The sequence below is a fragment of the Amycolatopsis sp. NPDC057786 genome (assembly GCF_042797905.1).
Taxonomy (GTDB): domain Bacteria; phylum Actinomycetota; class Actinomycetes; order Mycobacteriales; family Pseudonocardiaceae; genus Amycolatopsis.
In genome coordinates, this window is the sequence record NZ_JBHVKW010000157.1 from 1 (window position 1) to 13,778 (window position 13,778).

Below are 13,778 nucleotides of genomic sequence, written 5' to 3' on the forward strand. Positions count from 1 at the left end.
TCGGTTCTCTTGAGGGGTAAGGCAAATCGGGCGGGTCGCGAAAGCCACTTTCGCGACGCTCAGTGTCCCGAAAGTGGCTTTCGCGACAGGGGCGGCCCACATCTGCTGGTAGTGAAGGGCCCCTTCCCTACCTTCAGGGTAGGTAAGGAGGCCTTCACGGACCGGTGAGCGCGGCGCCCCGAACGCCACGTTTGCCTCCCCCTCGACCCCTCACGAGGACAAGCGCTCCAGGTGCTCGGCGGTCAGCTTCACCTCCGCCGCGGCGAAGTTCTCCTCCAGGTGCGCGACGCTCGCCGTCCCCGGGATCGGCAGGATCACCGGTGACCGCGCGAGCAGCCACGCGAGCCCGATCTGCGCCGTCGTCACCCCGAGTTCCGCGGCGACGGCGGTGAGCGCGGCGGTGGCGGAAGACGCGGCGCCGAGCACCGGACGCCAAGGCAGGAAGGCGATCCCGGCCGCCTCGCACGCGTCCAGCACCGCTTCGTACGAGCGGTCCAGGAGGCTGTAGCGGTTCTGCACACTCGCGATGTCCACGATCTCCCGTGCCCTCGCGAGTTCGTCGACGGTGACCTCGGACAGCCCGATCCGGCCGATCTTGCCTTCGTCGCGCAAGTCTCGCAGCGCGCCGAGCTGATCGGCCAGCGGTGTCTCCGGGTCGAGACGGTGCAGCTGCAGCAGCTCGATCCGGTCGACGCGCAGCCGCCGCAGCCCTTCGTCGACCTGCACCCGCAGCGATTCCGGCCGTGCGTCGTACTTCCAGTCGTCGCCGGTCCGCACGACGCCGACCTTGGTGGTGACCACCAGATCTTCCGGGTACGGGTACAGCGCTTCCGCGAGGAGTTCCTCGTTGGCACCGCCGCCGTACAGATGCGCGGTGTCGATCAGGGTGATGCCGAGCTCCACGGCCCGGCGAGCCAAGGCGATGGACGCCTCCCGCGCGGGGCCCGCTTCGGTCGGCAGGCGCATGGCGCCGAAACCGAGGCGGTGCACGGGCAGATCTCCGCCGATGGCGAATTCGTTCATGCGGGAAACCTAGCGCAGCGGATCCCTCGGCGAGGGCAGATGCGAGGTGTCCGGGAACAGGTGGAGCGCGCGCAGGGCGGCACCGAGTTCGGCGATGTCGGCCGGGTCGGTCAGCGAACGCCCCAGTTCCTCGGAAATCCGCTTCAGCCGGTGCCGGATCGTGTTGGGGTGACAGAACATCCGCTCGGACGTCAGTTTTGTGGAGCCCTGGCATTCGAACCATGCCCGCAACGTCAGCAGGAGCACGTTCCGGTCGTCGCCGGGCAGGTCCAGGATCGGCCGCAGCACGTGGTGCGCGAGCTGGACCGACGCCTCCGGCGCGCTGGCGACGAGACCGGCCAGCGGGGATTCGTTGAACTGCACCATGCCCTTCGAACCCGGCATCATGCTGGAGAGCGCGACGCGGGCGAGGTGCAGTGCGCGGGAAGTGTTCCCGAGTCCGGTGAACACCGGGCTGACCCCGATCCGGCCGGTCTGGTTCTCCCGCAACAGCTCGATGATCACCTGCGACGCCGCCGGGTCCCGCATCGAGACCACGCCCACCTGCAGGTCCGGGGTGAGCCGCCAGGCGGACGCGTGATGCCGTTCGCGGAGCCGGTTTTCGATCTGGGGCAACGGTTCGTGGCCGACGCGCGGGGTCTCGGCGGCGACGACCACATAGGTCCCGTCGAGCGAGAGTTCCAGCACCCGCGCGATGTCCCACAGCGTGCCCTCGGTGGCCGCGCCGCCGGCGAACAGCGCCTCGACCAACGCCGAGCGTCTGCTTTGATGCGCCAGCATGACTTCGGCGGTGGTGTCGCGGTACGTCGTCGTCAGCGCCTCGGCGTAGTCGTCGATCAACGCCCAGATCGCCGACGTCGCGGCGACGAGGCCGCGGAGGTCCTGGTGCTCACCCGAAGCGGTCAGGTCGACGAACCGGTTCCACACCTCGGTGAGCCCGATCCGGTAGGCCCGCAGGAGCTCCGGCAGCGGCGCGCCCTGCAGCGCGCGGGCGCGCCCGGTCGCCCTGGCCTGGGTGAGGTCGGGTTCCTCCGTGCCGCGGAGGGTCCGCATGACGAACTCGAGGTTGTTCCGCACCGACGTCCTCAGTTCGGCGAGGCTGACGAACTGCGCGTCGCGGTACACCGGCATCTCGGCACGGATCTGCCCGACGGTGCTGTCGATGAGCGCCGGCAGCTGCTTCTCGACCTCCACGGCCAGTTCGGCGACGACGGCGGCCGAACCTTCGCGGAGCACGGTTCGGTAGTGCATGGACGTCCTCCGGGGCAGGGGCTCCTCGTCGAGCCCCTGGGGACGCCATCTAACACGACTTGCCCGTGGGCGGCCTGTCGAAACCGGCGGGCGCCGCCGGTGCGGCGGAAAATCGGTATTTCCACCGCACCGGCGGGATTTCACAGCTTCGCGGCCGCGCTCTTGATGGCTTCGCGGATGCGGAAGTAGGTGCCGCATCGGCAGACGTTCTGGATCGCGTCGATCTCGGCGTCGGTCGGGTTCTTCGTCTTCTTCAGCAGCGCCACCGCCGCCATGATCTGCCCCGGCTGGCAGTAGCCGCACTGCGCGACGTCCTGCTCCAGCCAGGCCTCCTGTACCGGGTGCAGGTCGTCACCGTCGGCGAGACCTTCGATCGTGGTGACCTCCTTGCCCGCGCAGTCGGACACCGGCGTCACGCACGGGTTGAACGCCTCGCCGTCGAGGTGGCTGGTGCAGGCCTTGCAGACGTTGATCCCGCAGCCGTACTTCGGGCCGCGGACGCCGAGCTTGTCCCGCAGCGCCCACAGCATGGGCAGATCGGCGGGCGCGTCGACGGTGACGGTCTTCCCGTTCACCGTGAAGGTGTAATTGGGCATCGGAACTCCTTGGCGGGGAAGGAAAGTCAGCGGGGGAAGGGGTCGAAGTCGATCGGGAAGTTGATCGGAAAGCTCCGCGGTTTGATCCCGGTGGCCCGCGCGTAGGCGTTCCCGATCGCGCCGACCGGCGCGGGCACGCCGAGTTCCCCGGCACCGCCGATCTCGCCCGTCTCCGGCATCACGTGGATCTTGACGTCCGTCGGCGAGTTCTTCTGCCGCGCGTAATGGAACTGCGAGTAGCTGCCTTCCAGCGGCAGGCCCTTGTCGATGTGCAGACCCGCGGTCAACGTGGTGGAGATGCCGTCGGTCAGGCCGCCGAGCATCTGCGCCTCGATCCCGCGCGGGTTGATCGGCTTGCCGACGTCGACCGCGATGGTCGCCTTGGTGACGCGTGGTTTCTTCGGGTCGCGGGCGTCCATTTCGACGAGACAGGCGGTGTACGACTTGTACTCGCCGTGCACGGCGACACCCTGCGCGAAACCCTTGGGCATCTTCTTGCCCCACTCGCCGAGTTCGGCGACCTTGTCCAGCACCGCGCGCTGCCGGTCGTTCTTGATGAACTCACGCCGGAACTCGACCGGGTCCTTGCCGAGTTTCGCGGCGATCTCGTCGACCATGATCTCTTCCGCGCCGCGTGTGCTCGCGGAGTACACCGACCGCCAGGCACCGGTGTGGAAGTCCACCGGGACCTCGTTGAGCAGCTGCGTGGTGACGCCGAAGTTGTACGGCGACTTCACCGTCAGCAGGAACACCGTCTGCGCGAAGCTCAGGTTGCCGCCGACGGGCAGTTCGGAGGCGAACGCCGTGAGGACCTCGCCGAGCCCGTGGCTCCAGTCGGTTTCCACGCTGGCGACCCGGTGCTCGAAGGTGAGCACCTGGCCGAGCGCGAAGGTGGCGCGGATCTTGTGGTGGCTCGCGGCCCGCGCGCGGCCGTGGCGCATGTCGTCGATACGGCTCCACATCAGCCGCACGGGCCGCTTGAACGCCTTGGACGCGCGCGCGGCCTCGATGGCGCCGTCGGAGAACAGCCTTCGGCCGAAGGAACCGCCGGCCTGCTGGACGTGCACGGTGACCTTGTTCTCCGGCAGCCCGAGCTCCTGCGCGATGTTCTGCTTCGCGAGGATCGGGACTTTCATCCCGGACCAGATGGTCGCGCTGTCCTCCCGGACGTCGGCGACGGCCGAGTTGGTCTCCAGCGGCGCGTGACTGGCGAAGGCGAAGTCGAACTCGCCGTCGACGTACTGGGTCAGCAGCGGCGGCACGACGAACGGCAGCGCCGCGGCCCGCAGCTTCTTCTTGATCGTCGCGTTGTTCTCGCCGTCGACGGTGCCGCCGTTCCAGGTGACGTCGAGGGCGTTCTTGCCGTCGAGCGCCTGGCCGAAGGTCTCGGCCATCACCGCGACCCCGGTCTTGATCACGGCGATGTCGATGATGCCGGGCATCGCGCGGACGGCGGCCTCGTTGTTGACCTGCTTGACCGTGCCGTTGATCGTCGGCGGGCGGCGGACCATGACCGGTTTAGCGCCGGGGACGTCCAGGTCCAGCGTGTACTGGAGTTGCCCGGTGACCATCGCGCGGGCGTCCTTGCGCGATTGCGGCGTGCCGACCAGCTTGTGCGCGGACTCCGCCTTCGGGGTCGCGGTCACCTTGCCGAGGTCAGCGCGGGCGGCGGGTTTCGCCAGCGCGCCGTAGCCCGCCCGGCGGCCGTCGGGCGCGATCACCGCACCGTCCCTTGTGGACAGCCGGGCGGCGTCGGCGCCCCACTGCCGGGCGGCGGCCGCGACCAGCCGGGCGCGCGCGGCGGCGGCCGCGGTCCGCACCGGTGTATAGAGCGAGCGCATCGTGTTGGAACCACCGGTCAGCTGGTTGAACAGCAGTTCGGAGCGGGCGTCGGAGAGGACGACGTCGACGCGGTCGAGCGGCAGGTCCATCTCTTCGGCGACCAGCATCGCGTTCGCCGTGGTGATGCCCTGCCCGACCTCGGTCCGCGGCAGTTCCAGCCGGACGCTGCCGTCCTCGCGGACTTCGAGGACGAGCAGGTTGGCGGTGGGGGCGTTCGACAGGATCAGCACGTCGCCGAGGTCGAGGATCTCGGCCGGACCGGGCGGGGTCGGGATGACGGCTTCGGCCTCTTCGGGCGCGACGGTGTCGATACCGATCTTCGTGGCGATCGTGAGCGTGGGCGCGGCGACGAGGAAGGTCAGGAACCGGCGACGGCCGAGGCCGCCGGGGTCCGGAGCCTCGCCTGGGGTTCCAGTGGTGGGACTGGCCATCGGGAAGATCCCTTCGAGAGCGCGCGGAGAAGGCGGGGACCCTCGCGCGGCCTGGGGTCGGATGGCGACACGCTAGGCATCGGCATTCGGCCTAGTCAACGCGCAGTAGTCGGGTCGGCCCATCTGTGTGACGAGGTGACAGCGTACGGGCCCGAATGTGTGGCGCGCCACAGTGGCTCGGACAGCCGGGCGTCAGATGGAGTCGCGCTCCCGGCCCGCTTCGAGCAGGTCCTCGCGGGCACGCGCGACACGCGAGCGCACGGTGCCGACCGGGCAGCCGCAGATCTCGGCGGCCTCGGCGTACGAGAGCCCCAGCACCTGGGTGAGGACGAGGACCTCGCGCCGCTCCGGGTCGAGCCCGTCGAGCAGCATCCGCAGCTCCACCAGATCCTCGAAACCGGCGACGCCCTCCGCCTGGCGGGCGCCACGCCGCTCGGCGGTGGCCTCCCAGTCGACGTCGGCGAGCTTCGGGCGCGCCGAAGCCGCCCGGATGCGGTCGACGACGACACGGCGCGCGATCGACAGGAGCCAGGTCCGCGAGGAGGACCGGCCGGCGAACCGCCGCAGGCTGCCGAACGCCCGCAGGTACGTCTCCTGGGTGAGATCGTCCGCGGCGCCGACGTCGGCGAGGTGCGCGACGAACCGCCAGACGTCGGCCTGGGTGGCACGCACCCAGTCTTCGAGCGCCCGCCGGTCGCCGCGGGCGGCGGCGAGAGCGAGCTCGGTCACCCGCTCGTCGTCGTGGTTGCGCGGCCCGGCCATACGAGAAACGTAGCAGCGTCCCGGGAACCGGGGCAGGCCCGCGCCCGACAAGTGAGACGTGAAGTGCGAGACCTGCCGCGAGGCCCTGTCGGCCCGGCTCGACGGCGAAACCGAACCCGCCCCGCCCGAGGTGGTCGACCGGCACGTGGCAGGCTGCCCCGCCTGCCGGTCGTGGCTTTCGCGCGCCGAGCGGATGCACCGGGCGATGCTGGTGCGGCCCGCTCCTCCGGTCCCGGACCTCACCGCCGTCATCCTCGACCGCACCCCCGCTCCGCCGAGTGAAGGCTGGCCCGCCAGGATCGCGCTCGCGCTGGTCGCGATCGCGCAGCTCGGCCTCGCCTTCGCCCAGCTACTGGGCGTCGAAGACCACACCGCGGGGCACGGCACGGAATCCCTGATCGGGCACCTCGCCCACGAAAGCAGCGCGTGGAACCTCGCCGTCGGCGTCGGCCTCGGCTGGGCGGCCGTCCGCACGAAGGCGGCGTCCGGTCAGCTGCCCGCCCTGACCGGTTTCGTCGCGCTCCTCCTCGCGTTGTCGGCGGGCGACCTCGCCACCGGACAGGTCACCGCCGGACGCGTGCTCACCCACGGATTGGTCGTCGCCGGACTGCTGTTGCTGTACGTGGTGAATCGACAGCACCGGCTGCGCAACCGCCCCAGCCCGGCGACGACGGCCGGCTACCCGGATTCCCGCAGCGCCGAAACGGACCACGAAACCGGCGAAGTCCCGGAACGACCCCGTCAGCACAGGGGCTTCCGGCGCCCGGCGAGCCGTCACGTGGCCTGAATCACTTGGTCTAGACCATTACCGGTCACTGGGAGCACGCGCACGGATACCGGGTGAATCACGGGTTTTCGCGCGCGGCGTGCGCGATTCGCGGCTCGGACACGTTTATCGTCGCCTTGGACCACCGAATGTAAACCTTCTTGCCCTTTTCGGGCCGGACCCGGATAACTTTGGTGGAACACCTTGGTTCGACAGGAGGCGAAGCTCGTGGTTGGCGCAGAAAACCCACCCGTCGGCACCCCCGCCGGGATGCGGAAGATCAATCAGCGCGCCGTGCTGGACCTCCTGCGCCGCAGCGGCCCGGCGACGCGGCCCCAGGTCGCGAAGGACACCGGACTTTCGAAACCCACGGTGAGCCAAGCGTTACTGGCACTCGAAGCGGCCGGTCTCGCCAGGGCGACCGGGCACACCTCGACCGGCACCGGCCGGTCCGCCGTCCTCTACGAAGCGGATCCCACGGCGGGCTACGTCCTCGGTGTCGACATCGGACGCGAGCATCTCCGCGTCGCCGTCTCGGATCTCGGCCACACCGTGGTCGCCCGCCGTGACGAGCGGAACACCTCGCGTTCGGGCACCGCGCTCGTCAGCGCCGTGGGCGCTCTCGCGGCGGCGACCGTGCGCGAAGCGGGACTGTCCCAGGCCGACATCGTCGTGCGGGTCCTCGGCTCCCCCGGCGTCGCCGACCCGGACAAACGCTGCTTCCGGCACGCGCCGAACCTGCCCGGCTGGGGCAAGGCGGGCCTGCTCGACGAACTCGAAGCCGTCCTCGGCCCGGACCTCATGGTCGAGAACGACGCGAACCTCACCGCCGTCGGCGAATGGGAACGCGGCGCCGCGCGCGGGGCGTCGGTGTTCGGCTGCATCACCATCGGCACCGGCGTCGGTATGGGCGTGATGGTCGACGGCCGGGTCTTCCGCGGCGCCACGGGCGCGGCGGGCGAGATCGGCTACCTGCCGTACGGGCAGTCGGACGCGGCGGGCGAGGGCGAGGACTCGCCACCTGTCCGCGGCCACCTCGAAGAGGCGACGGCGGCACAGTCCGTCGTCCGCGGCGCCCGCGAACTCGGCCTCGGTACGGCGAAATCGGCCCGCGAGGTCTTCCGGCTCGCCCGCGACGGCGACGAACTCGCCCTGCGCGCCGTCGAAGCGGAGGCCGACAGGCTCGCGTACACCGTGGCGTCCGTGGCGGCGGTGATCGATCCCGAACTGATCGTGCTCGGCGGCGGGATCGGGACCGCGGCCGATCTGCTGCTCGACCCGATCGACCGCGCCCTGCGCTCGTTCACTCCCCTGGTCCCCTCGGTCGTCCAAGGCGAGCTGGGCGACGACGGGGTGCTGACCGGCGCGATCAGCGTCGGGTTGCGCGCCGCCGAGGGGCTGGTCTTCGAACGCAGGGTCGGCGCGGCCTAAGCGGCCCGCCGCCAGGCCTTTCCGCCGGCGCTGATCCGCCACGGCGTCAGCCTCAGCACGGTGATGCCCTGGTCCAGCGGGTCGTCGCCGCCCATGATCTTCGGGTCGAACCCCAGCGGTTCCGGGGTTTCCGACGCCAGGCGCCACAGATGCCGCCGTGTTCCCTCGTCGTCGGCGTAGACCGCGCCGCATTCGGCGACGGCGACCTCGTGCGCCGGATCCCAGTACGAGCACGAGACGAACGGCGTGCGGGCCAAGTGCGCCTTCTTCAGCGGCGTCGGACGCGTGAACAGATGCCCGACAAGCCCTTCTTCCCGCTCCTCCCAGATCGGGTGGACCACGCGGGATCTCGGCCTGCCCTGCCGGTCGACGGTCGCGAGCGTGCACCAGACCACGCGATGCGCGACGCGGACGAACTCCGCCGTCAACTCGGGTGGCGGCGTGCTAGATTCCACAACCATGGTTGTGGATCCTACGCCGTCGAACCTCGACCTGTCACTCGTCTCGTTGTTCGCGGGCTGGGCGATGGGCGGTGAGATCCAACGGCGGCTGACCGCCGACGGTCTCGGCGAACTGCGGTTCAACGACGGCGTCGTGTTCCAGCACGTGCTCGCGGGACCCCTGTCGATCTCCGCGCTCGCCGAACGGATGGGCGTGACCCAGCAGGCGGCGTCGAAGGCGGTCGCCGACCTGGAACGCCGGGATCTGCTGCGCCGCGAACCCGATCCGGCCGACGCGCGGACCCGGCTGCTGCACCTGACCGAAAGGGCCGAAAGCGCCGTCGAAGGGGCGCGGAAACACCGGGCCTCACTGGAAAAGGAACTCGCCGCCGAATTCGGCGAAGAGCGGGTCGCGGGCGCGAAGGCGTTGCTGGCCGGGATCCTCGGCCGCTACGGCGCACCGGAAGCGATCAGCGGCCGCCGGGTCCGCCCACCGCTCTGAGCCATTACCTCCGCGGTAATCGACGGCGGGTGCACGATATTCCCATGACCACAGCAAGGAAGATCGTCCTCGACTGTTTCGAGAACTTGTTCGTACACAAGGACTTCGCCGCCGCGGGCGCGAACGTGCACCCGGACTTCGTCACGCACAGCCCCGGATTTCCCTCCGGCCGGGACGCTTTCGTGGAAGCGATGCGGAATTCGCCGATGGCGGGCGCGGACGTCTCCGTGAAACGCGTGATCGCGGACGAGGATCACGTCGTCGTGCACCTGCATGTCGTCCGGCCGGGCGAAGAACCCGGCGCGGCCGTCGTCGACATCGTGCGCGTGGAGAACGGGCTCATCGTGGAGCACTGGGACGTCAAGCAGCCGGTGCCACCCGGCGCGGAAATGTTCTAGGGCTTGATGATCAGGCAGGTGCTCGACGCCGTCGCGAGCACCTTGCCCTGACCGTCGCGGATGTCGCCCTCGGCGAACGCGACGCGTGAACCGGCCTTCACGACCCAGCCGTGCGCGCGGATCTCCCCCACCGAGCCGGAAATGGCGCGCAGGTAGTTCACCTTCAGCTCCACCGAGGTGTACCCGACACCGGCGGGCAGGGTCGAGTGCACCGCGCACGCCACCGCCGAATCCAGCAGGGTCGCCGCGACGCCGCCATGCACTGTCCCGATGGGGTTGTACAGCGACTCGTCCGGTGTCGCGGCGATCACGACGTCGCCTTCGGCCACGCTCACCCAGCGCATACCGAAATGCGCCGAGATCGGCGGCGGCGGGATCCGGCCCTCGGCGATGCCGCTCAGGTACTCGAGCCCGGACAGTTCCCGGCCGAGCCGGGCGGTGGGCAGCGGATCCTGCCAAGTCACGGTCTTCTGCCTGGTCTGCCCGGTGACATCGGTGGTCATGGCCGCCTCCTAAGACGATCGTCCTAGGCTTTCCTAAGACAGTCGTCCTAGTCAAGGGCTATGCTGAAGGAGTGTCCGATGCCACCACCCGCGAGCGGATGATCTCGACCGCGATGACGCTCTTCCGCCGCGAGGGCTACCAGGCGACTTCGTGGCGGCGGCTGGTCGAACAGGCCGGCACGCCGTGGGGGTCGGCGTACCACCACTTCCCCGGCGGCAAGGAACAGCTCGCGGTCGCCGCCATCGAGCTCGGCACCGCCGTCGTGGCGAAGACGATCCGCCGCGCCTTCGAGCGCAACGAGACGGTCGAGGACGCGGTGGCCTGGTGGTATCGCAAGGCGGGCGAAGCGCTGGCAGCCGACGACTACCGCGGCGGCTGCCCGCTCGCCACGATCACCTTGGAGATGGCGAACGCCTCGCCCGCGATCACCAAGGCGTGCCAGGACGCGTTCGCCGCCTGGCACACGCTGCTCGTCGAGCTGCTCGGTGACGTCAAGGATCCCGATGACGTCGCGACGGCCATCATGAACAACCTCGAAGGAGCCCTGCTGGTCAGCCGGGTCCACCGGTCTTCCGACGCGCTGGACCGGGCCGCGCGGCATGTCGCGCTCGTGATCCGCGCCTGCTGACGAAGCCGAGCGAGCACCGGCGAGCGCGGGTAGCGTGGCCAGACATGATCGGTCTGCCCGACACCATCACGGCCTGTCTCTTCGACCTCGACGGCGTGCTGACCGGCACCGCGGCCCAGCATCGCGAAGCATGGAAACGGACGTTCGACGAGTTCCTGCGCGTCCGCGACGGTGACGCGTTCTCGCCGTTCACCGACAACGATTACGCGGCCTACGTCGACGGAAGGCCGAGGGCCGACGGCGTCCGCACCTTCCTCACCTCGCGCGGGATCGAGCTGCCCGAGGGAAGCCCGGACGACGACATCGAGGCCGCCACCGTCAACGGGATCGGGAACCGGAAGAACCAGCTGGTACTGAAGATCATCGAGGAAGAGGGTGTGACCCCGTACCCGGGTTCCGTCCGGTACCTGGAGGCGGCGAAGGCTGCGGGGCTGCGCATCGGCGTCGTCACCTCGTCGGCCAACGGCGCGAAGGTGCTCGACGCCGCCGACCTGACCAAGTTCGTCGAAGCGCGGATCGACGGGATCGTGATCACCGAGAAGAACCTGCGCGGCAAACCCGCCCCCGATTCGTTCCTCGCCGGCGCCGAGGCGTTCGATGTCGCCCCGGCGAACGCGGCCGTCTTCGAGGACGCCCTCGCGGGCGTGCAGGCCGGCAAGGACGGCGGTTTCGGTTACGTGGTCGGGGTCAACCGCGCGCACCAGGCGGGCGAACTGCTCGCGCACGGCGCCGACGTCGTGGTGGAGGACCTCGCCGAGCTCCTGGAGGACCGCAAGTGACCGAATCGCTTCTCCGCGGCTACGAGGTCGCGCCCTGGGAGCTGCGCTGGCACGGAATGGACGTCGACGCGTTGCAGCGCACCGAATCGGCGTTCGCCGTGTCCAACGGGCACATCGGCCTGCGCGGCACGCTGGAGGAGGCCGAGCCGCGCGGTCTTCCGGGCACCTACCTGAACGGTTTCTACGAACAGCACGATCTTCCTTACGCGGAAAGCGGATACGGCTATCCCGAAGAGGGCCAGTCCGTCGTCAACGTGACCGACGGCAAGGTCATCCGGCTGCTCGTCGAGGACGAACCGCTCGACATGCGGTACGGGCAGGCGACCGAACACGACCGCGTGCTCGACTTCCGGAAGGGCACCCTCGCGCGCGACACCGTCTGGTCGTCGCCGACCGGCCGCCGGGTCCGGGTGAAGACCGAGCGTCTTGTCTCCTTCACCCAGCGGGCCGTCGCGGCGATCCGGTACGAGGTCGAACCGCTCGACGACGAGCTCCAGCTGGTGGTGCAGTCGGATCTGCTGGCGAACGAACCCATCGAGTCCGACACGCGTGACCCGCGGGTCGCGGCGGCGCTGGAGTCGCCGCTGATCGGGGAATACCACCACGCGGAGGCGTACCACGCGGTGCTGGTGCACCAGACCCGGCGATCCGGGTTGCGGATGGCCGCCGCGATGGACCACAAGATCGACGTCTCCGACGGTGTCCGCACGCATATCGAGGCCGAGGACGATCTGGCGCGGCTCACCATCGCCGTCGACGTGCCACGGGGCGGACGGCTGCGGATCACCAAGTACCTCGCCTACGGCTGGTCCGCGCAGCGTTCGGTGCCGGCCGTGCGCGCGCAGGTCGAGGCCGCGCTGGCCGGGGCCCGGCAGACCGGCTGGAAGGGACTGCTCGCCGAACAGAAGGAGTTCCTCGACGACTTCTGGGAGACCTCGGACATCGAGATCGACGGCGACCCGGAACTCCAGCAGGCCGTGCGGTTCGCGCTCTTCCACCTCCTGCAGGCTGGAGCACGCGGGGAGACGAGGGCCTTGGCAGGCAAGGGATTGACCGGCCCCGGCTACGACGGCCACGCGTTCTGGGACACCGAGACCTTCGTCCTGCCCGTGCTCACCTACAGCATCCCGGACGCCGCCCGCGACGCGCTGCGCTGGCGTCACTCCACCTTGGACAAAGCACGGGAAAGGGCGTCGCAGCTGGGTTTGCGTGGCGCCGCGTTCCCCTGGCGGTCCATCAACGGCGCGGAATGCTCGGCGTACTGGCCGGCGGGCACGGCGGCGTTCCACGTCAGCGCGGACATCTCCGACGCCGTCGTGCGCTACCTCAACGCCACCGGCGACGACGAGTTCATGCGCACCTGCGGCGCGGAACTGCTCCTCGAAACCGCGCGGTTGTGGTTGTCACTCGGGCATTTCGACCGGCGCGGCCGGTTCCGGATCGACGGCGTCACCGGGCCGGACGAGTACTCCGCGGTGGCGGACAACAACGTCTACACGAACCTCATGGCCCGCCGGAACCTGTTCTACGCCGCCGAAATCGTCGGCCAGCACGACGACGTGGCCAAGCGGTTCGAGGTCGGCGCGGACGAGGTCGCGTTGTGGCGCAAGGCCGCGGACGCGATGCTGGTGCCCTACGACGAGGATCTCGGCGTACACCCGCAATCCGAAGGGTTCCTGGAGCACGACGAGTGGGATTTCGAGGCGACGGACCCGGATTTCTACCCACTGCTGCTCAACTATCCGTACTTCGATCTGTACCGCAAACAGGTGGTCAAGCAGGCGGACCTCGTGCTCGCGCTGCATCTGTGCGGGGATTCCTTCACCCCCGGGGAAAAGGCGCGCGACTTCGCCTACTACGAGGCTCGGACCGTCCGGGATTCCTCGCTGTCGGCGGGAACGCAGGCGGTGGTGGCGGCCGAGGTCGGGCATCTCGAACTGGCCTACGACTACCTCGCCGAGGCGGCGCTGACCGACCTGCACGACGTGCACAACAACGTCCGCAACGGCCTGCACCTGGCCTCGCTGGCGGGCGCGTGGCAGGGCACCGTCGCCGGCTTCGGCGGGCTTCGCGACTACGGCGGCCGGCTGACCTTCGCGCCGAGGCTGCCGCCGCAACTCCGGCGGATCGCGTTCCGGCTGACCTTCCGCGGCACCCGGTTCCAGGTGGAGATCGACGGCGAGGGCGCGACGTACCACGTGATCACCGGGGAACCGCTGGAATTGGCGCACCACGGCGAGACGTTCACGGTGACCGCCGAGCCGCTGCGGCTGCCGATCCCGGCGATCGACCCGGGTCCGGCGCCGGTGCAGCCCGCGGGCCGCGCTCCGGCGCGAAGGCAGCCGAAAGACGGGTGATCGCTCCCGCGCGTGCTATGAACGGTCCTTTCCTTGCAAATTTTGCAAGGAAAGGACCGTTCATAGCA

14 protein-coding genes are annotated in these 13,778 nt (G+C 69.7%); 7 read left to right on the top strand and 7 right to left on the bottom strand.

Annotated features, from left to right (window positions below):
• Positions 1-210 precede the first annotated feature (210 nt).
• From ACFVM3_RS40215 to sigC, 5 genes are all read right to left on the bottom strand, one after another.
• Positions 211-1,023: an aldo/keto reductase gene (locus tag ACFVM3_RS40215; protein ID WP_378445034.1), complete on the bottom strand. Its 813-nt coding sequence runs from the start codon at positions 1,021-1,023 to the stop codon at positions 211-213.
• 9 nt (positions 1,024-1,032) lie between these two features.
• Positions 1,033-2,274: a PucR family transcriptional regulator gene (locus ACFVM3_RS40220; protein ID WP_378445035.1), complete on the bottom strand. Its 1,242-nt coding sequence runs from the start codon at positions 2,272-2,274 to the stop codon at positions 1,033-1,035.
• Between the two features lie 140 nt (positions 2,275-2,414).
• Positions 2,415-2,870 (bottom strand): (2Fe-2S)-binding protein, encoded by a 456-nt coding sequence (locus tag ACFVM3_RS40225; RefSeq protein WP_340687736.1) that lies wholly within the window; start codon positions 2,868-2,870, stop codon positions 2,415-2,417.
• A 26-nt stretch (positions 2,871-2,896) separates the two neighbouring features.
• Entirely contained in the window at positions 2,897-5,143 is a 2,247-nt protein-coding gene (locus ACFVM3_RS40230; RefSeq protein ID WP_378445036.1) for a molybdopterin cofactor-binding domain-containing protein, read from the bottom strand.
• Positions 5,144-5,335: 192 nt separating this feature from the next.
• Positions 5,336-5,905, bottom strand: coding sequence for an RNA polymerase sigma factor SigC (gene sigC / locus ACFVM3_RS40235; RefSeq protein ID WP_034324554.1), 570 nt, complete (start codon positions 5,903-5,905; stop codon positions 5,336-5,338).
• 58 nt (positions 5,906-5,963) lie between these two features.
• Here sigC and ACFVM3_RS40240 point away from each other — a divergent pair, with 58 nt between their 5' ends.
• Together ACFVM3_RS40240 and ACFVM3_RS40245 are read left to right on the top strand one after the other, a co-directional pair.
• Complete coding sequence (locus ACFVM3_RS40240) at positions 5,964-6,692, top strand: zf-HC2 domain-containing protein (protein WP_378445037.1); 729 nt, start codon at positions 5,964-5,966, stop codon at positions 6,690-6,692.
• A 207-nt stretch (positions 6,693-6,899) separates the two neighbouring features.
• Positions 6,900-8,102, top strand: coding sequence for an ROK family protein (locus ACFVM3_RS40245; RefSeq protein ID WP_378445038.1), 1,203 nt, complete (start codon positions 6,900-6,902; stop codon positions 8,100-8,102).
• Here the strand turns inward: ACFVM3_RS40245 and ACFVM3_RS40250 are convergent.
• A complete protein-coding gene (locus ACFVM3_RS40250) occupies positions 8,099-8,563 on the bottom strand; it encodes a pyridoxamine 5'-phosphate oxidase family protein (RefSeq protein ID WP_378445039.1) in 465 nt (154 codons plus the stop codon). The two genes, ACFVM3_RS40245 and ACFVM3_RS40250, sit on opposite strands and share 4 nt — an antisense overlap.
• On the opposite strand from ACFVM3_RS40250, the gene ACFVM3_RS40255 reads away from it, so the two are divergent.
• Entirely contained in the window at positions 8,562-9,044 is a 483-nt protein-coding gene (locus ACFVM3_RS40255) for a MarR family winged helix-turn-helix transcriptional regulator (RefSeq protein WP_378445040.1), read from the top strand. The genes ACFVM3_RS40250 and ACFVM3_RS40255 overlap by 2 nt on opposite strands.
• A 44-nt stretch (positions 9,045-9,088) precedes the next feature.
• On the top strand, positions 9,089-9,442 hold the full coding sequence (locus tag ACFVM3_RS40260) for a nuclear transport factor 2 family protein (RefSeq protein ID WP_378445041.1): 354 nt from the start codon (positions 9,089-9,091) through the stop codon (positions 9,440-9,442).
• On the opposite strand, the gene ACFVM3_RS40265 is transcribed toward ACFVM3_RS40260, so the two are convergent.
• Positions 9,439-9,945 (bottom strand): PaaI family thioesterase, encoded by a 507-nt coding sequence (locus ACFVM3_RS40265; protein ID WP_378445042.1) that lies wholly within the window; start codon positions 9,943-9,945, stop codon positions 9,439-9,441. The genes ACFVM3_RS40260 and ACFVM3_RS40265 overlap by 4 nt on opposite strands.
• Before the next feature lie 71 nt (positions 9,946-10,016).
• On the opposite strand from ACFVM3_RS40265, the gene ACFVM3_RS40270 reads away from it, so the two are divergent.
• Genes ACFVM3_RS40270 through ACFVM3_RS40280 form a run of 3 tightly spaced genes read left to right on the top strand, consistent with a single transcriptional unit; the run spans position 10,017 to position 13,710 of the window.
• A complete protein-coding gene (locus ACFVM3_RS40270; protein WP_378445043.1) occupies positions 10,017-10,574 on the top strand; it encodes a TetR/AcrR family transcriptional regulator in 558 nt (185 codons plus the stop codon).
• A 44-nt stretch (positions 10,575-10,618) separates the two neighbouring features.
• Entirely contained in the window at positions 10,619-11,353 is a 735-nt protein-coding gene (locus tag ACFVM3_RS40275) for an HAD family hydrolase (protein WP_378445044.1), read from the top strand.
• Positions 11,350-13,710 carry a glycoside hydrolase family 65 protein gene (locus ACFVM3_RS40280; protein WP_378445045.1) on the top strand — a complete coding sequence of 787 codons (2,361 nt, stop codon included), beginning with the start codon at positions 11,350-11,352 and terminating at the stop codon, positions 13,708-13,710. Before ACFVM3_RS40275 ends, ACFVM3_RS40280 begins: the two co-directional genes overlap by 4 nt.
• Positions 13,711-13,778: the final 68 nt, after the last annotated feature.